This window comes from Thioalkalivibrio sp. ALE12 (genome assembly GCF_000381105.1).
GTDB lineage: Bacteria > Pseudomonadota > Gammaproteobacteria > Ectothiorhodospirales > Ectothiorhodospiraceae > Thioalkalivibrio.
In genome coordinates this window covers 83,853-100,357 of sequence record NZ_KB905907.1, presented here as the reverse complement: position 1 = coordinate 100,357, position 16,505 = coordinate 83,853, and the positions used below count along the sequence as shown (strand labels likewise).

At 68.2% G+C, this 16,505-nt stretch carries 18 protein-coding genes and 1 pseudogene; 13 read left to right on the top strand and 6 right to left on the bottom strand.

Features of this window, described 5'->3' with window-relative positions; genetic code table 11:
* Positions 1 to 3 precede the first annotated feature (3 nt).
* Positions 4 to 1,092, bottom strand: coding sequence for a protease SohB (sohB, locus tag F614_RS0106505; protein WP_018881141.1), 1,089 nt, complete (start codon positions 1,090 to 1,092; stop codon positions 4 to 6).
* Positions 1,093 to 1,156: 64 nt separating this feature from the next.
* On the opposite strand from sohB, the gene F614_RS0106500 reads away from it, so the two are divergent.
* From F614_RS0106500 to F614_RS14965, 4 genes and pseudogenes are all read left to right on the top strand, one after another.
* Entirely contained in the window at positions 1,157 to 1,546 is a 390-nt protein-coding gene (locus F614_RS0106500) for a hypothetical protein (RefSeq protein ID WP_018881142.1), read from the top strand.
* A 40-nt stretch (positions 1,547 to 1,586) separates the two neighbouring features.
* Positions 1,587 to 2,474, top strand: coding sequence for a LysR family transcriptional regulator (locus F614_RS0106495; protein WP_255349390.1), 888 nt, complete (start codon positions 1,587 to 1,589; stop codon positions 2,472 to 2,474).
* Between the two features lie 102 nt (positions 2,475 to 2,576).
* A complete protein-coding gene (locus F614_RS0106490; RefSeq protein WP_018880359.1) occupies positions 2,577 to 4,361 on the top strand; it encodes an N-acetylglutaminylglutamine amidotransferase in 1,785 nt (594 codons plus the stop codon).
* A gap of 7 nt (positions 4,362 to 4,368) precedes the next feature.
* Positions 4,369 to 4,797: pseudogene (locus tag F614_RS14965) on the top strand (DUF488 domain-containing protein).
* Positions 4,798 to 4,836: 39 nt separating this feature from the next.
* On the opposite strand, the gene F614_RS0106475 reads toward F614_RS14965, so the two are convergent.
* Together F614_RS0106475 and moaB are read right to left on the bottom strand one after the other, a co-directional pair.
* Positions 4,837 to 6,774 carry a methyl-accepting chemotaxis protein gene (locus tag F614_RS0106475; protein ID WP_018877584.1) on the bottom strand — a complete coding sequence of 646 codons (1,938 nt, stop codon included), beginning with the start codon at positions 6,772 to 6,774 and terminating at the stop codon, positions 4,837 to 4,839.
* 439 nt (positions 6,775 to 7,213) lie between these two features.
* Positions 7,214 to 7,750: a molybdenum cofactor biosynthesis protein B gene (moaB, locus tag F614_RS0106470; protein ID WP_018866150.1), complete on the bottom strand. Its 537-nt coding sequence runs from the start codon at positions 7,748 to 7,750 to the stop codon at positions 7,214 to 7,216.
* A gap of 59 nt (positions 7,751 to 7,809) precedes the next feature.
* Between moaB and rluB the strand changes: the two genes are divergently transcribed.
* From rluB to F614_RS0106450, 4 genes are all read left to right on the top strand, one after another.
* Positions 7,810 to 8,805: a 23S rRNA pseudouridine(2605) synthase RluB gene (gene rluB, locus F614_RS0106465; protein ID WP_019558544.1), complete on the top strand. Its 996-nt coding sequence runs from the start codon at positions 7,810 to 7,812 to the stop codon at positions 8,803 to 8,805.
* 6 nt (positions 8,806 to 8,811) lie between these two features.
* The gene (locus F614_RS0106460; protein ID WP_018866152.1) at positions 8,812 to 9,465 is read left to right on the top strand and encodes an endonuclease III domain-containing protein; all 654 of its coding nucleotides are present in this window, start codon (positions 8,812 to 8,814) and stop codon (positions 9,463 to 9,465) included.
* An 80-nt stretch (positions 9,466 to 9,545) separates the two neighbouring features.
* Entirely contained in the window at positions 9,546 to 9,761 is a 216-nt protein-coding gene (locus F614_RS0106455; RefSeq protein ID WP_017941597.1) for a lipopolysaccharide assembly protein LapA domain-containing protein, read from the top strand.
* Positions 9,762 to 9,833: 72 nt separating this feature from the next.
* Positions 9,834 to 10,994 carry a nitrate/nitrite transporter gene (locus tag F614_RS0106450; protein WP_026329818.1) on the top strand — a complete coding sequence of 387 codons (1,161 nt, stop codon included), beginning with the start codon at positions 9,834 to 9,836 and terminating at the stop codon, positions 10,992 to 10,994.
* Between the two features lie 33 nt (positions 10,995 to 11,027).
* Here F614_RS0106450 and F614_RS0106445 read toward each other — a convergent pair whose 3' ends face one another.
* Positions 11,028 to 11,726 carry a hemerythrin domain-containing protein gene (locus tag F614_RS0106445; protein ID WP_018880365.1) on the bottom strand — a complete coding sequence of 233 codons (699 nt, stop codon included), beginning with the start codon at positions 11,724 to 11,726 and terminating at the stop codon, positions 11,028 to 11,030.
* Positions 11,719 to 12,261: a hemerythrin domain-containing protein gene (locus tag F614_RS0106440; RefSeq protein WP_018880366.1), complete on the bottom strand. Its 543-nt coding sequence runs from the start codon at positions 12,259 to 12,261 to the stop codon at positions 11,719 to 11,721. Before F614_RS0106440 ends, F614_RS0106445 begins: the two co-directional genes overlap by 8 nt.
* Before the next feature lie 133 nt (positions 12,262 to 12,394).
* Here F614_RS0106440 and F614_RS0106435 point away from each other — a divergent pair, with 133 nt between their 5' ends.
* From F614_RS0106435 to rnk, 5 genes are all read left to right on the top strand, one after another.
* A complete protein-coding gene (locus F614_RS0106435) occupies positions 12,395 to 12,793 on the top strand; it encodes a hypothetical protein (RefSeq protein ID WP_038037158.1) in 399 nt (132 codons plus the stop codon).
* Between the two features lie 2 nt (positions 12,794 to 12,795).
* Positions 12,796 to 13,248 carry a glycine cleavage system protein H gene (locus F614_RS0106430; RefSeq protein WP_018866157.1) on the top strand — a complete coding sequence of 151 codons (453 nt, stop codon included), beginning with the start codon at positions 12,796 to 12,798 and terminating at the stop codon, positions 13,246 to 13,248.
* A gap of 18 nt (positions 13,249 to 13,266) precedes the next feature.
* Entirely contained in the window at positions 13,267 to 13,935 is a 669-nt protein-coding gene (locus F614_RS0106425) for a thioredoxin family protein (protein ID WP_019558542.1), read from the top strand.
* A 46-nt stretch (positions 13,936 to 13,981) separates the two neighbouring features.
* On the top strand, positions 13,982 to 14,329 hold the full coding sequence (locus F614_RS0106420) for a rhodanese-like domain-containing protein (protein ID WP_018874975.1): 348 nt from the start codon (positions 13,982 to 13,984) through the stop codon (positions 14,327 to 14,329).
* A gap of 164 nt (positions 14,330 to 14,493) precedes the next feature.
* On the top strand, positions 14,494 to 14,904 hold the full coding sequence (gene rnk, locus F614_RS0106415; protein ID WP_018866160.1) for a nucleoside diphosphate kinase regulator: 411 nt from the start codon (positions 14,494 to 14,496) through the stop codon (positions 14,902 to 14,904).
* A 35-nt stretch (positions 14,905 to 14,939) separates the two neighbouring features.
* Here rnk and F614_RS0106410 read toward each other — a convergent pair whose 3' ends face one another.
* Positions 14,940 to 16,373, bottom strand: a complete 1,434-nt coding sequence (locus F614_RS0106410) for a DNA polymerase Y family protein (RefSeq protein ID WP_018880368.1) — start codon at positions 16,371 to 16,373, stop codon at positions 14,940 to 14,942.
* Positions 16,374 to 16,505: the final 132 nt, after the last annotated feature.

Sequence of the window (16,505 nt, the reverse complement as noted above, 5' to 3'; positions counted from 1 at the left end):
ACGCTACATGCGGGTCTCGGGCCCCTGGTTCCGCAGTACGCGCTCGAGGACCGATTCCATCGCGAAGGTGATGCGCCGGCCCAGCGTCTGGGGACGGTGATAGGTCAGTTCGAATACGTCCGCCTCGCGGGTCAGTTCCAGCAGCAGGTCATCGCTGGTGCGCAGTTCGTCGGCCAGCCCCATCTCGCGGGCCTGTTCGCCGTACCAGTGTTCCCCGGTGGCGACCTGCTCGAGGTCCAGTTGCGGGCGGTAGCGGGCCAGGAAGGTCTTGAACAGCTCATGCGCCTCTTCGAGTTGCTCGCGGAACTTCTTGCGGCCCTCGTCGGTGTTCTCGCCCAGCATGGTCAGGGTGCGCTTGTACTCGCCGGCGGTCAGCAGTTCGACGTCGATGTCGTTGCGTGACAGCCAGCGGTGAAAATTGGGAATCTGCGCGACCACGCCGATCGAGCCCAGCACCGCGAAGGGGGCGGCCACGATGCGGTGGCCGACCGCCGCCATCATGTAGCCGCCGCTGGCGGCCACGCGGTCCACGGCCACGGTTAGGTCCAGCCCCCCTTCACGCAGGCGGGCCAGCTGGGCGGCGGCCAGCCCGTAGGAGGGGACCAGGCCCCCGGGACTTTCCAGGCAGACAATCGCCCGGTCTTGGTCCGGCCGCGCCATCGTGAGGATCGCGGTGACTTCCTCGCGCAGGCTTTCGACGCTGGAGGCGCGGATGTCGCCGTCGAAACGCAGCACGTACACGCGGGGGCGTTCGGTCGTCGAACCGTCGTCCGGAGGCGCATCGGCGGATTGCGTCATGTCCGCGCTCCCCGATCCTTCCGCCTGCGACGGGGCATCGTGGGCTCGCCCCAGCTTGCGACGGCTCCAGGCGCGCAGACGCTCGAGCCGACCACGGCGGCGTTCAACGGCTCGGCGCACGGTTTTCTCCATGCGCTCGAAGCGGTCGTTCAGGCGCTTGACCTGCAGGCGGTCCGGCCGTCGCTCGCGCGAGCGGGCGAGCAGGCCGGCGAACGCACTCAGCACGATGAGCGCGGCGACTACGGCCGTGGCGGCCTTGGCGAGGAAGAGTCCGTATTCCTGCAGAAATTCCATTTCGTGTCCCGGTTGAATGGGGTTGCGTGGTGAGCCGCGAAGGCGGTGTGTGCATAATGCCAGCATGGATACCGATACAGTTGAAGACCCCCGGAGCGCGGGACGGTTTCACGGCCAGAAAGGTTCCGCGGCCGGTCCGGTTCCCGAGCCGATCATTCACGCCGGGTATGCCACGCTGAGCCTGCGCCAGATCGACGACTGGAACGGGGTGCCCAAGGGCACGGCCTTTCGCCTGTTCAAGGCACGCAAGGACCAGCTGCGCGAGGGCGCGGATTTCTTCTACATCCCCGAAGGCAGCCACCCCGAACTGACCGAGACCCTGCGCCTGGATGGCCGAATCTATCCCTCCACCGTACACCTGGTACTGCTGACCGGCGCCGCCTATGCCCGCCTGCGCGAGGAGTGGCATGCGCGCACTCACAAGCCGGGTTGCGGATGCCCCGACGAACACTGACAGGGCGCGGCCCCATGGGCCTGTCCGAGCGGGCCGATTGATGCGTGTCACCCTTGAACAGTGGCGGATGCTGCAGGCGGTGGTGGAGGCCGGCGGCTTTGCGCGTGCCGCCGAACGGGTGCACAAGAGTCCGTCGAGCATCAACCATGCGGTGCAGAAGCTGGAAGAGCAGCTGGGGGTGGATGTCTTCGAGGTGCAGGGCCGCAAGGCCGTACTCACCCCGGCGGGCGAGGCGCTTTTGCGCCGGGCCGGGCATCTGCTCGAAGAGGCGGCGGAGATCGAGAACCTGGCCGGCGCGCTGGCGGCAGGGGTGGAATCCGAGATCCGGCTGGCAGTGGATCAGCTGCTGCCGCGCGAGCCGGTGATCCGGGCGCTGGAGACCTTCTCGAAGGCCTACCCGGCCACCCGGATTCAGCTGCACGAGGTGGTGCTGAGCGGGGGGCCGGACATGCTCCGGGAAGCGGCCGTGGACATCCTGCTGGGGCCGGAACTGCCTTCCGGTTATCTCGGGAGCTGTCTGGGCGAGTTGTCGATGGTCTGCGTCGCGCATCCCTCGCATCCCCTCGCCCAGGCGGAAGCGGCCCTGACCCGGCGCGATCTGCAGGCACACCGCCAGGTGGTGGTGCGCGATTCCGGCGACCATGGAGGTGGCCAGGGCGGCTGGGTCGAGGCGGACCAGCGCTGGACGGTCTCGCACATGGGCACGGCCTGCGAGATCCTGCGTTCGGGCATCGGGTTCGCCTGGGTGCCGGAGGATCGCATCGCGGGGGATCTTGCCGACGGCCGCCTGGTCGAATTGGATCTGGAGGCCGGGGCGCGCCACCGGGTGCCGTTCTACATTACGCATGCCGATCGTGACCGCGCCGGCGTGGCCAGCCAGTCCCTGATGGCAGCACTGGAACAGGGTTTCCGAGGCGAGCCTTCATAGTCAGGCAAAGCTTGTGGGAGCGGGCTTGCCCGCGAAGCGCCGGCCCGCGCCGGATCGTGCCCGCAAGCCTGAGCGCAATACCCAATCACAAGGAAAGAACCAATGTGCGGGATCGCAGGAGAATTCGTCTGGGGTGAGCGGCGCGCCAGCGGCGAGGCCGTGGCGCGCATGCTGCCCTGCCTGGAACGGCGTGGGCCGGATGCCGACGGGCTGTGGGCCTCCGGGCGGGTCGCGTTGGGGCACCGGCGCCTTTCGATCCTGGATCTGTCGCAGCGCGCGCACCAGCCGATGTTCGACCCGGAGACCGGGCTCGCGCTGGTGTTCAACGGCGCGATCTACAACTTCCGCGCCCTGCGCAGCGAGCTGGAGGGCCGCGGCCATCGTTTCTTCTCCACCGGCGATACCGAGGTCATCCTGCGCGGCTATGCCGAGTGGGGCGAGGGCATCGTCGCCCGGCTGCACGGCATGTTCGCCTTTGCCCTGTATGACGGCCACGCCCAGCGCCTGCTGCTGGCGCGCGACCGCATGGGCATCAAGCCGCTGTACCTGGCGCGCACGGGCGACGGCATCCGCTTCGCCTCCAACACCCAGGCGCTGCTGGCGGCGGGCGACGTGGATACCGAACTGGATGCCGAGGCACTGCACATGCTGTTCTCGCTGCACGCGGTGGTGCCCGCGCCGCGCACCGTGCTGCGTGGCATCCGCAAGCTGGAGCCGGGGCATTACCTGAGCATCGATGCGCGCGGCCAGGAACGTCTGCAGCGCTACTGGACGCTGCATGCCCACCGCCCGGACGCGGCCGTGTCCGACGCCGAATGGCAGGAGCGTATCGAGCACAGTCTGCGCAGCGCCGTGCGCAGGCGCCTGGAGGTGGCCGACGTGCCGGTCGGCGTGCTGCTCTCCGGCGGGCTGGACTCCTCCCTGCTGGTCGCGCTGGCGATGGAGGAGGGGGCGCAGGACCTGCGCACCTTCACGGTCGGTTTCGAGGATCAGCCGGAGGAGAAGGGCTCGGAGTTCGAATACTCCGATCCGGTCGCCGAGCGCTACGCCACCGACCATCAGGCCACGCTGATCCCCAACGACCAGGTGCTGGCCCGATTGCCGGAGGCGGTCGGGGCGATGGCCGAGCCGATGTTCGGCCAGGACGCGGTGGCCTTCTACCTGCTGTCCGAGCAGGTCTCGCAGCATGTGAAGGTGGTGCAGTCCGGCCAGGGCGCGGACGAGGTCTTCGGCGGCTACTTCTGGTACCCGCAGATGGCCGAGGACCGTCACGGCGACTGGGTGGAACGTTTCCGCCGCCACTACTTCGACCGCGACCACCCCGAGATGGCCGAGATGCTGCGCCACCCGCCGGCGAACGACGTGACCGGCGACTGGCTGCGCGAGCAGTTTGCCGAACTCGAGACCGACCGCGCGGATTCCTTCATCGACGCGGTGCTGGCGCTGGATGTGACCACGCTGATCGTGGACGATCCGGTCAAGCGCGTGGACAACATGACGATGGCCTTCGGCCTGGAGGCGCGGGTCCCGTTCCTGGATCACGAACTGGTGGAGACGGCCGCCGCGATGCCGCCGCACCTGAAGCTGGGCGACGGCGGCAAGGACGTGCTGCGCCGCATCGCCCGCGGGCGCCTGCCGGACGCGGTGCTGGACCGGCCCAAGGGCTACTTCCCGGTGCCGGCACTCAAATACGTGCGCGGGGACTTCCTCGAGTTCATGCGCGACATCCTGACCTCGCGCGCCTCGCGCGAGCGCGGCCTCTATCAGCCGGCCTACATCGACAGGCTGCTGGATGCCCCGGACCAGTACTTCACCCGCATCCAGGGCTCCAAGCTCTGGCACGCAGCCCTGCTCGAATACTGGCTGCAGACCCACGTGGACCGGTAATCGCGGCATGGAGCGGGTGCGGATCCGGCGCGTCTACGATCCGGTCGATCCCGAGGGTGGGGCCCGTGTGCTGGTCGACCGCCTCTGGCCCCGCGGGGTGAAGAAATCGGCGCTCGCGCTGGATGCCTGGGAAAAGTCGCTCGCCCCGTCCGCGGATCTGCGCCGCTGGTTTGGCCACAACGTGGCGTGCTGGCCCGAATTCTGTCGCCGGTATCGGGCGGAACTGGCGGCCGCTCCCGACGATGCATGGGCCTGATTGCTGGGGTATGCCCGGCGTAGCCGCCTGACCCCGCTGACGGCCACCCGAAACGAGGAGCACAGCGATGCGGCGGTCCTGCGGGAACTCCTCGACGCCGAACTCGCCGAGGAGGCGACGAACGACGAGCGGGCCTCGCCGGTGTGTTTCGGACCCGAAAGCGGGGGGCGCGCGGGGTAGACCGTCTGGCCCCATGTCCCCCACGCGTCCTGATCGGCGTCAGACCTTGAAGCGGTTGACGATCTCGCGCAGTTGCTCGGACAACCCGGCCAGGGTCTCGCTAGCCTGACCCATTTGTACGACATTGGTGGCGTTGTGCTCCGAGACTTCGCTGACCGAGTGGATATTGCGGTTGATCTCGTTGGAGGTAGCCGACTGCTCTTCGGCTGCGCTCGCGATTTGCCGCGTCATGTCCTCGATCTTTTCGACCGCGGCGACAATCTGTTCGAGCGACGTGCCCGCCTGGTTGACCTGATCCACGCCATCCTGGGCCTGGGTCTGGCTGGCGGCCATCGCCGTTACGGCCTGATCCGCACGCTTCTGCACCGCCTCGATCATCTGCTGAATCTCGGTGATTGACTCCTGCGTGCGGACGGCGAGGTTGCGAACCTCCTCGGCGACCACCGCGAACCCACGACCGTCTTCCCCTGCGCGCGCTGCCTCGATTGCGGCGTTCAGAGCCAGCAGGTTGGTCTGGTCGGCGACGTTGTTGATGACCTGCAGGATGTCGCCGATATTGTCGCTGTCACCCTTGAGCGCCGTGATGACCTCGGCGGTGCTCTGGATCTCGTTCGAGAGCTTGTTGATCGAGGTGACCGATGCGCTGACCACGTTGCGGCCACTCTGGGCCTGTTCCGTGGTTTCTCGCACGACATCTGCCGTGCTCTGGCTGTTGCGGGCGACCTCCTCGACGGTCGCGGTCATCTCGTTGATCGCTGCGGCCGCGTCACTGAGCTGGGCGTTCTGGCGATTTACACCCTTGTCGGTCTCTTCGTTGATGTGTGAAAGCTCGGTAGCGGCCGAGGCGACTTCCTCGGCATGGCCGCGAACGCTGCCGATCAGTTCGCGCAGGCGGGACTGCATGGTGGCGATGGCCGCGAGCAACGACGAGTCATCGCCCTTGCGCAGCTGGATCGGGACGGTCATGTCGCCCTCCGACACCTGGCGGACGACGTCCGATGCGTAGGCAGGATCGCCCCCTAGTGTGCGCAGGACGTTGCGGATTACCCCGAGGCTGATCAGCGAGGCCGCGATCAGGATGGCGATGGTGAGGCCGACGACCCACCAAAGCGCGCGTTGCAGCTCGGCCAGTGCGACCCCTTCGTCGAGCTCCATCAGCAGGCCCCAGCCAAGCAGGGGGATGTCGGTAAAGCTACCGATCACCGCAGTCCCGATTGCGTTTTGGTAGCGTCCGACCCCACTGTCACCCGCGGCGATCGCCTGTGCAGCCCGGGTGTCGATTGGCTGGTCCGTATCGGGGGCCGATTCAACCGGTGTCACGGGATGCCGGTCGCGGTCTACGAGGTAGATCTCGGATCCTTCGCCGAGATCGATCGCGTTGACCCGATCAAAGATCGTGTCGAGTTGCACCGCCCCGCGCATCACGGCGATTGGTTCGCCATCCGGTCCTTCGATCGGAATTGCGACGGTGCTGACCCGATTGCCCGTCGCGCGGGAAACCACCGGCCGCGAGAAGGTGTCCTCCCCACTGATCGCGCTCTGGAACCATGCCCGGTCGGGCACATTGAAATCGTTCGCCTCCTCGCGGCTGAGGACGCGCGCCTGTCCGTCGAAGGCCACTCCGACCTCGCCCATGCCGTCGGCATTCACGACAAAGATCGTGTCGTATTCACCGCGCAGCGACGCGATCTGCTCGATCAGGTGCTCGAGTTCATCGAGGTCCATGCCGCGAGCTGCATCGAGGCCTGCGAGGTAGCGCATTTCATCCTGCCGCCCCAGGAGCCATTCGTTGAAGGACTGGGCGTTGGATTCGCCCATTGCGTGAAGCCGGTCGATGGTCGCGTCGGTGTAGGAGGCGCGGTACTGCAAGAAGATGAGGGTGGCAACGATGAGGATCGCGCCCACGATGAGAGACAGGATCATCAGCGTCAGGCGGGTACCGAAGCCGACACTGGAGAGGGGGTTCAGGGATGTCATCGCGTTGTCCTTCCATTTCGTTGTTCTAGTCGGAGGGCGACAAGCAGATCCGTGTGAGCGCCGCACCCGATACAGGGGGTAGCGGCACGCCCAAAGGCTTTTTTAGAGCATTTTGGGCATTTTTCTTGTGGGAACGGTGTATCGCGTTTCGGTACGGACGGATTTCCCGGTAATCGCTATCCGGGATCCTGGCGGCAGGGGTTGCCCCGACGGGGGAGATCCCGGCTTTTCGCTACGCTCCGGCCGGGATGACGATGCAGGGGTAAAGGGCGGCGCTGGTGATATTCCAGGAAAGGCGCGGATTACAGCGACCTGCGGCTGGCTATGCCGCCTCCGGAGGATCTCCGTGACTGGCCGACTCTCGTTGCTAATCAGGTCCGCTTTCGAGCTTGGCCTTGTTCGTGCCTTCGTGCTCTTCGTGGTGAAATCCGTATTTCCCTCAGGACTCCGTCAGGCGCGGCATCAGCATGGTGAGGTTGCAGGGCATGGTGCGGTCGTCGAGCTGGGCCTGGATGATGCGGTCCCAGGCGGTGCGGCAGGCGCCGGTGGAGCCGGGCAGTACGAAGAGGTAGGTGCCGTTCGCGACCCCTGAAAGGGCGCGGGACTGCAGGCTGGATGTGCCGATCTCTTCATAAGAGAGCATGCGGAACAGCTCGCCGAAGCCCTCGATGGTCTTGTCCAGCAGCACCGAGGCGGCCTCGGGTGTGCCGTCACGGCCGGTGATGCCAGTGCCGCCGGTGGTGAGCACCGCATCGATCTCGGGGTCGGCGATCCAGCGCGAGAGCTCCGCGCGGATGGCGTAGATGTCGTCCTTCACGATCCCGCGATCGGCCAGGCGGTGGCCGGCGCCTTCGAGGCGTTCCACGAGGGCATCGCCGGAGCGGTCCTCCGCCAGTTCGCGGCTGTCGGAGACGGTGAGCACAGCGATGTTCAGCGGCGTCCGGACGGGGGTGGTCTCCGGCGTGGAATCGGTCATGGCAACGTCCTGTTGGTGTATCGTGGCGCCCATCTTAATGAGTTGCTGGAGTTCCGGGAATGTCGGAGCGGGTACAGAAGGTCCTGGCGGCGCGCGGGCTGGGTTCGCGGCGCGAGATCGAGGGCTGGATCGAGCGCGGCGAGGTGCAGGTGAACAACCGGACCGCGCGGCTGGGGGATCAGGTCGACGAGCACGACGTGATTCGCGTGCGCGGGCGTATCGTGCGGCGCCCGGAGCACCCGCACCGCTGGATCGTGTATCACAAGCCGGTGGGCGAGATCTGCAGCCGCTCCGATCCCGAGGGCCGGCGACCGGTGTTTGCCAGCCTGCCGCGTCTGAAGGGGCAGCGCTGGGTGGCGGTAGGCCGGCTGGACCTGAATACTTCGGGCCTGCTGCTGTTTACCACCGACGGTGAGCTGGCCAACCGGCTGATGCACCCGAGCATGGCGCTGGAACGCGAGTATGCCGTGCGGGTACTCGGCGAGGTGCCGGCGGCCACGCTGGACATGCTGCGCGAGGGCGTGGAGCTGGAGGATGGCCCGGCGCGTTTCGACAGTCTGGAGGAGCAGGGCGGGGACGGCGCCAATCACTGGTATCACGTGATCGTCAGCGAGGGGCGCAACCGCCTGGTGCGGCGGTTGTGGGATGCCGTCGGGGTCACGGTCAGCCGCCTGATCCGGGTGCGCTACGGGCCGGTGGTCCTTGGGCGGGGTCTGAAGACCGGCGCGGTGCGCGACCTGGAGAGCCGCGAGGTGGCCGGGCTGTACGCGGCGGCGGACCTGCCGATCCCGGAATCGGCGCGCCCTCGCGGGCGGGGCGGACCGCGCCGCGACCCCCGGAGCAAGCAGCGGCCCGGCAAGCCGGCGGCGGCCGGCAAGTCGCGCAACAGTCGGGCGGCGCGCGAGGACGGCTGGAGTTCCTCGCCGCCGAAGAAGTCGGGCAAGCCGGCATCCCCTGGTGGTCGCGGTGGTGGCCGGGGCGCGAAGCCCTCGGGCGGTCGTTCCGGCGGGCGCCCGGCGGGCGGTGGCAAATCGGGCGGGCGTCGCCAGCGGTAACGCCACGTGCGGATTCCCGACCTTCTGGAGGCCCTGCGTGCGGAGTACGGCGACCTGCAATGGTGGCCGGCCGATACCGCCTTCGAGGTGATGGTCGGTGCGGTACTGACCCAGAACACCAGCTGGACCAACGTCGAGAAGGCCCTGGACAACCTGCGCGCCATCGATGCCCTCTCGCCCGAAGGACTGATGGCGCTTGACCCGGAAGAACTGGCCGAGCGGATTCGTCCCAGTGGCTACTTCAACGTGAAGGCCGACCGGCTGCGGCATCTGCTGCGCTTCCTTGAGGCATCCGGCGGTGTCGAGGGACTGACCGCGCTGGAAACGGCCGAGTTGCGCTCGGCGTTGCTGGGCGTCAAGGGCGTGGGCCCGGAGACGGCCGACGATATCGTGCTGTATGCCTTCGACCGCCCGGTCTTCGTGGTGGATGCCTACACGCGGCGTCTGTTCGAGCGCCTGGAGGTCCCGCAGGCGCAGGCCCCCTATGATCAGCTGCGTGGCCACGTCGAGACGGAGTTGGGGCCGGATGTGGCCGCCCTGAACGACCTGCATGCGCTGATCGTGGAGCATGGCAAGGAGCGCTGCCGCCCGCGACCGCGGTGCGAAGGCTGCCCGCTGCGCGACCACTGCAGCCATCCCGACACTCGGGGAAACCCTTGAGGTCGCCGCCTCGTGCCGGTTGACGCTGACCCCGGGGCGCCCGAACCTGAGCGTTTGGCCCGACTGACCCGGGAGGTCGCATGCGGTACGTCTACTCCCTGCTGATCATCGTGTTCGTCGCGGTGGTCGCGATCTTTGCAATCCAGAACCTGCGACTGGTGACCCTGAATTTCCTGACCCTGCATGTGACGCTGCCACTGGCGTTGCTGATCGTCGGGATCTACCTGCTGGGGCTCGTCTCCGGGGGCGCGCTGGTGGCCCTGCTCAAGCGCTGGATCCGTGGCGCGAGTCGCTGATCGGGGCGGTTCGACGCCTATGAACGGTCGCGTACGGTGACGGCGCTCTGGATTCGTCGTCACCCCCTGCTGGTGATCGTGGTGGCACAGCTGTTCGGCACGTCGCTGTGGTTCTCGGTCAACGGGGTCGGGTTGTCGCTGCAGCAGGCACTGGGCTGGTCGCCGGCCGAGATCGGCTGGCTGACCATGGCGACCCAGACGGGCTTCATCACCGGAACGCTGGCGGTGGCCGCGACCGGCCTGGCGGACCGGTTTCGTGCCAGCCGGCTGTTCGCGATCTCTGCCGTGGCCGGGGCCGGACTGAACGCGATGTTTATCCTGCTGGCCGGTGTCTGGGAGATGGCCCTGCTCACGCGGTTCCTGGTCGGACTGGCGCTGGCCGGGGTTTACCCCCTGGGCATGAAGCTGGTGATTGCCTGGACGCCCGAGTACAAGGGCTGGGCCCTGTCCTGGTTGTTGGGCATGCTGACTCTGGGCACCGCGCTGCCGCATCTGCTGCGCGGCGCCACGCTCGATTTCCCCTGGGCGATCCCGGTGCTGCTGGCGTCTTTCCTGGCGGTGCTGGCGGCACTGCTGATCCTGCGCCTGGGGGATGGGCCCCACCTGCCACCTCCGGGGCGCACACCGGGTCTGGGCAAGGGTTTTCGTGCATTGCGGCGGCGGGACTTCCGGGCCGTGGCCGGAGGCTACTTCGGGCATTGCTGGGAACTGTACGCCTTCTGGACGCTGGTCCCGCTGCTGGTGGCGCGCGAGCTGTCGCGTCTGGAGGCCGATGCCGGGCTGATCCCGTGGCTCGCCTTCGGCGTGATCGCGCTGGGGTTGGCCGGCTGCGTCTGGGGCGGCCGCCTGAGCCGGAGCCTGGGGAGTCTGCGCGTGGCGCGGGTGGCCCTGGCGACGTCGGGCCTGGCCTGTCTGCTGTATCCGCTGCTGGCCGGGCACTCGCCCTGGCTGCTGTTCGGCCTGCTGGCGTTGTGGGGCCTGACGGTGATCGCGGACTCGCCGCAGTTCTCCGCGCTGGCCGCGGACAGTGCGCCGGCGGACGCGGTGGGGTCCGCGCTGAGCGTCATGAATGCGATTGGCTTTTCCCTGACCCTGCCGGCGATCTGGCTGACGAGCTGGCTGTGGGCGGATGGCGGGTTGTGGGTCCTGTGGTTGTTGCTGCCCGGCCCGTTGCTGGGTCTCTGGGCGCTGGCCCGCCTGTCGCCGCCGCTTCGCCCCGTTACGGCTCGCTGAAGCGGTCGCGTCGCGCCGCCCGCGACGCAGCGATCAGGAGGCTGCGAGTCGGGCCTGCGCACGCTCCAGGAGTTCGGCGGCGGCGTCCGGTTGTTCGCGCAGGGCGCGGCTCCAGTGCGGGAACAGGTTCTGCTCCTCGCGGCCCTCGTGCTTGGCCAGCGCGCCGGAGATCAGGGCGAAGAACGGGGCCACGGCCCAGGCCTCGTCGACCCCTTCGCTGAATTCATGCTCGAGCATCGCGGTCTGTTCCAGGATCTCGTCGTGCTCGCGCAGCATGATCGAGGTCGGGTCCTGGCCGTTCGGGCTGCGCGGCAGGTCCAGCAGCGGCACGATCAGTTCGTTTTCCACCTCCACGTGGCGGCGCAGGCCATCCACGTAGGCGTGGAAATCCGGTGCGGCCCCCTCGAGATCGCCGGCGTTCACCTTGTGCAGGGCGCTGGCGAACAGGCGGTCGATGCGCAGGTGGTCGCGCTCCAGCAGGTCGACCAGATCCACCGGGGCGACATCCTCGCGGCGCTGCACCGCGAGCTTCCACAGCGGTGGCCCGTTTTCGAGACCCCGCCAGTGGATGGCATGCCGCAGCTGCAGGCCGACGGCGTCCATCAGGAGCTTCGGTTCCTGGTCCAGCCAGACCTCGAAGACCTGGCCCGGCCGCAGTTCGCGAAGGGTGTAATAGGCCCGCGTATGGGCATGGTCGCCCAAGCCGCGCAGATCGAGCAGGAAGTCAGCCATCGTCGCTCCCGATCCCGCGCCTTGCGGCCATGCGGGCACCGATGGTGTGGCGCTCTTCCGGGCTCAGCAGGTGCTCGGCGAACGGCAGCACGGCCCGCTCTTCCAGGTCGAGATGCACGCGGTATTGCCGGATCCAGGCCTCTGCGCCGGTCAGTTCCGCGGTCGAGCCGTCGGCAATTCGCTGCAGGGCCGGTTCCAGCCGGTCCCAGCCGGCCTCGATCTCGGCATGTTCCGCGCTCAGGCGCTCCAGCCATTCGCACAGTTGGGGGTGGCTGTCGGGGTGGTCGCAGTGCCGCTGGAGGAGGGGGAACAGATCCTCGTCCTCGTCCGCGTGGTGATTGGGGGCAGCCTCGTGAAAGTATTTCAGGACCCGAGCCGCCGCGGTGCGCGCCTCCTCGTCAGCGCCCTTTGCGGCGAGGTGGGCGGGCAGACGCTCGAGGATGTCCAGGGAGTTGAGGATGCGCCGATGACAGGCGCGCAGCAGCTCGACAGGCTGCTGGAATCCGGGGACGGTCTCGTGGAGTTGCAGATGCATGGCAGTTGCGGCCTTGGCGGGTTTTCCTGAAGGGTGACTGTTACCGATCGGACGCGAGCGGGTGTTGATCTCGATCAATGTATACTGAATATAGCTTAAAGTATGCTGGGTAAAACCTGCCAAGGAGCATTGCATGCACCCTCGAAACCGGATGTTCATCCTCGCGGCCCTGGTCTATGCCCTGCTGGGCGGGCTGCTCGGCATCCTCTGGCTGGTGCATCCCGGCCTGATCCCGGGCAACGTGCCGCGCATCCACGGCCACCTGATGCTGCTGGGCTTCGTGACCATGATGATCTATGGCGTGGGGCTGCATGTGCTGCCGCGCTTTTCCGGGCGGTCCCTGTTCTCCGAACGCCTGGGGCATGCGCAGTTCCTGCTGGCCAACATCGGGCTGTGGGTGATGGTCGCCGGCTGGCTGGTCTTCCATAACGCGACGGTCGCGGTGGGTGGCGCGATGGCCTGGGGGGCGATGATCCTGTTCGCCGTGAATATCGCACTGACCGTGCGCCACTACGGTCCGAAGGGGGCATAACCATGGCACGCGAGGAATACAACGGTTGCGAATTGCCCGACGACCTGTTCTACGACCTGGACTACGTCTGGGTGCGGCCGGAGGACGACGGGACCTTTACCCTCGGGATTACCGATCCGGCGCAGACCATGGCGGGCCGTGTGCAGTACTTCCGTTTTCGCAAGCCGGGTTCGCACCGTGCCGCGGGCAAGCCGGTGGCGCGGCTGGAGTCGGGCAAGTGGGCGGGCGGCATTCCGACCCCGTTCGACGGCACCATCGAGCGTATCAATCCGGCGGTGGAGGCCGATCCGGGTCTGGTGAACGTCGCGCCCTACACCGATGCCTGGGTGGTGGTGATGCGCCCGGACGACCCGCAAAAGGCGCTGGAGCGGCTGCACACCGGCCCCGAGGCGATCACCGGTCTGAAGCAATGGATCGATCGTTACGACATCCACTGCATGCGCTGCGCGGACTGAGCCGGGGGAGACGGATTCATGAAGGTGGAACTGCTGGTATCCGAATGGTGTGCCTCCTGTCACGATGCCGAGCGCATCTGGCGTCAGGTGGCCGAGGACAAACAGATCGACTTCGCGGTGGTGGACATGGGCCAGCCGGAAGGCCGCGAGCTGGCCACCCGGCTGCGTATCCGCTCCATCCCGGCGGTGGTGGTGGATGGCGAGCTCAAGCACATCGGTCTGCTGGATCGCACGGCCGCCACCGAACTGGTAGGCGCCGCCCCGGAGCGTACGCAGAAGGCGGCCCGGCATGTGGGGCTGGGCCTGTCGCCCTCCAGCCGGGCCTCGGTGCTGGGGGCAATGGTCTGGCTGCTGATCGCGGGGGCGGCGCTGCCGCTGGGGGGCTTTTTCCTGGAGGGCGCGGCCCGGCCGGCGGCGCTGCACGGCTTTACCCTGGGCTTTCTGCTGCTGCTGATCATGGGGCTGGGCGAGCACATGCTGCCGCGCTTTACCGGGCACCCGATCGCGGGCGGCTGGCTGTGGGTCTGGGCACCACAGATCCTGGTGCATCTGGCCGTGGTGGGGATGGGCCTGGGCTGGATCCTGGGGGTTGCGATGCTGACGGCGGTGGGTGCGCTGGCGGCGCTGATCGGCCTGGCGCTGTTTACGGTTCGGGTGGTGCCGCTGCTGGTGCGTCCGTCCCTTTGAGCTCGCGCGATAGGATGGTGGCCTACCCACGATTCGGAGTGTGGCCGTGAGTCTTTTCGAGAAACGTATTGGTGATCTGGAACAGAGTTTGCCGCATCTGGAACCGGCCGAGGTGGCCCGCTGGCGCCAGGACGGGAAGCCGTTTCTGCTGGTGGACGTGCGCCAGCCGGAGGAGGCGGCCGAGGGTACGATCGAGGGCGCGGTGAATATCCCCCGGCCCAAGCTGGAGGCCACCATCGAATCCCACATGCAGGACCCCCAGCAGCCCGTCGTGGTGTTCTGTGGGGGGCGTGGCCGGTCCCAGCTGGTGGCCGACAGCCTGCGGGCGATGGGGATCGATGCGCATGTGCTGCGCGGCGGCTATGCGGCCTGGCGGGACGGCGAGGGCCGGTAGTGAGTGTGCGGGCGGATCGATATTCCAGTGCCGTGACTGGCTGGATCGCTTTTTCGTCGAGACTTGGCTAATCTCGAAGTTCGTTTCCCGGTTTCCGGAAAATCCCTGAATTTTCTTCTCTGGCGCGTCTCTCCGGGGGCGCGTCGTGTATTTGGAGTGTGAACGTGAACAAGCCGAAGATCATCGTCTCCACCACGGACATGGAGCGTCTGGACAAGCTGCTGGAATCGCTGCCGGAGGATGCCTTTCCGGGCAAGGCCGATCTGGAGGCCGAGCTGGACCGTGCGGATGTGGTGGATTCGCACGAGATCCCGGGTGCGGTGGTGACGATGAACTCGAAGGTCCGGTTCCGGGTGACCGAGTCCGGCGAGGAATTCTCGATGACGCTGGTATACCCGCGGGACGTGGATGAAAGCGGCGGCACGCTGTCGATCCTGGCGCCGGTGGGCAGCGCCCTGCTGGGGCTTTCCGAGGGGGACGAGATCGAGTGGCCGCGCCCGGGTGGCGGGCAGATGCATGTGCGCATCGTGGAGGTCGAGTACCAGCCGGAGCGGGCGGGCGAATACCACCGCTGACGGGCGGGGGCGGTGGGCGTGTATCCGGCGCGGATTCAGCCCCAGTAACCCTGGCGATACCACTGGCCACTGCGCAGGCAGCGATACAGCCAGAGCCGGCGGCCCTGGCGATCGAGTGCCCGGGCGTAGTCGCGCCGTGCATCCTGGCCATGGTCCCACCAGCCGTCTTCCAGCCGCCCCAGCCATTGCGGCTGGTCGGGCGGGGTGGCGGGGTCGGGGCCCTGCAGCCACAGGGCCGCCCCGACGGTGCGCTGGCCCGGTGTCGGGGCGACCGGGGCCGGAGTAACGGCGAGATCGTGGCGTGATCCCTGGGCCTCCTCCGGCCTTGGGGTGCGGCGGTTGACCAGGCGGGTGACCGCCGGCTCGCCCAGGCGGGCGCGCAGTCGGGCCAGGACCGCGGGCAGCTGATCCGCCGGTGGCGTGCTCGCCGGGTCCCCGGCCAGCAGGCTGTCGCCCCGGTCCGGGGGATCCAGCAGGCGGGATGCCCGCAGGCGCAGGCCGATGACGGCCTCCGGCAGGGTTTCGCGCTCCAGACGAGTCTGCCACAGGGGTAGCCATTCGTCGGCGCGCATGCCCGGCTGTCCGCGTTCCAGCGTCAGCCGGGTGCGCGCCTCGCGATGTGTCAGTTCCAGGGTCATCCCCTGCAGGCTGCGGTTCAGGCCGCGCAACTGGGCCTCGGCCTGGCGCAGCAGCCGTTTGAGCGGGAAGGCCAGGGCCGTGGTGGCGTGGATCTCGTGCTCCAGGCGCAGGGGCAAATCCAGCACCGGAGGTGGCGCAAAGCGGGGCAGGGTCTCCACGCGTCGGGCCAGCAGGTGATCCAGCAGGTCCAGCAGTTCCGGTCCGTGGCGCCGGGCCAGCTCGGCGCGTGACAGGCGCAGCAGGTCGCCCAGCTGGCGCAGGCCCAAGGCGCGCAGGCCTTCGCGGGTGGCGTCGGCCAGCGGCAGGGCCTCCAGCGGCACGGGTGTCAGCAGTCGGCGCAGGCTCTCGGGGTCCTCCGCGATCGCGGGGTTGCGCAGGTGCGCCAGCAGGCGCGCGGCGGCGGGGCTGCGCCCCAGCCCGATGCGGGGATGGAAACCCAGGCCGGCCAGGGTGTCCTGCGCCTGCTGGCGCAACGCCTCCAGGCCGCCGAACAGGCGGCGGCTGCGTCCGACCTCCATCAGGATACGGTGGGCCTCCGGTTCCGGGTGCACATGGTCGGAGAACCGCAGCAGTACGCCGGCCAGCATCTCCAGCTGGGTCCGCAGGGCGTCCGGGTCATGTTCGACCAGTTCCGGGGTATCCAGCACGGCCAGCGCATCCCCCAGCGCCATGCCGGGTCGCGCACCGGCGCGCCGCGCCGCGCGGTTGGCGGTGTGCACCCGGGGTGCCGCGCCGGACGTCACCACCAGCAGGGGGCGCTGCAATCGCTCCGGCTCCGGTCCCGCCCGGGCCAGGGACTCCAGCGCGAGGTGCGGCAGCTCGATGGCCATCCAGTGTTCCCGCCGCGCCCGGGTGGCACTGGCGGGGCGTGCCTCCGGTGGCCGGGGAGTGGGCGCGGGGGCGGGCGCCGCCGGCAGCAGGCTCAGTTGCTGCCGGGCAGGTTCGGGGGGTGTGGCTGCGCG

Coding starts and splice junctions, on each gene's coding strand:
- F614_RS0106440 (WP_018880366.1), bottom strand. CDS start 12,261: ATGCATCTGCAACTCCACGAGACCGTCCCCGGATTCCAGCAGCCTGTC.
- F614_RS0106435 (WP_038037158.1), top strand. CDS start 12,395: ATGCACCCTCGAAACCGGATGTTCATCCTCGCGGCCCTGGTCTATGCC.
- F614_RS0106475 (WP_018877584.1), bottom strand. CDS start 6,774: ATGACATCCCTGAACCCCCTCTCCAGTGTCGGCTTCGGTACCCGCCTG.
- F614_RS0106430 (WP_018866157.1), top strand. CDS start 12,796: ATGGCACGCGAGGAATACAACGGTTGCGAATTGCCCGACGACCTGTTC.
- rluB (WP_019558544.1), top strand. CDS start 7,810: ATGTCGGAGCGGGTACAGAAGGTCCTGGCGGCGCGCGGGCTGGGTTCG.
- moaB (WP_018866150.1), bottom strand. CDS start 7,750: ATGACCGATTCCACGCCGGAGACCACCCCCGTCCGGACGCCGCTGAAC.
- F614_RS0106500 (WP_018881142.1), top strand. CDS start 1,157: ATGGATACCGATACAGTTGAAGACCCCCGGAGCGCGGGACGGTTTCAC.
- F614_RS0106425 (WP_019558542.1), top strand. CDS start 13,267: ATGAAGGTGGAACTGCTGGTATCCGAATGGTGTGCCTCCTGTCACGAT.
- F614_RS0106455 (WP_017941597.1), top strand. CDS start 9,546: ATGCGGTACGTCTACTCCCTGCTGATCATCGTGTTCGTCGCGGTGGTC.
- F614_RS0106490 (WP_018880359.1), top strand. CDS start 2,577: ATGTGCGGGATCGCAGGAGAATTCGTCTGGGGTGAGCGGCGCGCCAGC.
- F614_RS0106495 (WP_255349390.1), top strand. CDS start 1,587: ATGCGTGTCACCCTTGAACAGTGGCGGATGCTGCAGGCGGTGGTGGAG.
- sohB (WP_018881141.1), bottom strand. CDS start 1,092: ATGGAATTTCTGCAGGAATACGGACTCTTCCTCGCCAAGGCCGCCACG.
- F614_RS0106410 (WP_018880368.1), bottom strand. CDS start 16,373: ATGGCCATCGAGCTGCCGCACCTCGCGCTGGAGTCCCTGGCCCGGGCG.
- F614_RS0106445 (WP_018880365.1), bottom strand. CDS start 11,726: ATGGCTGACTTCCTGCTCGATCTGCGCGGCTTGGGCGACCATGCCCAT.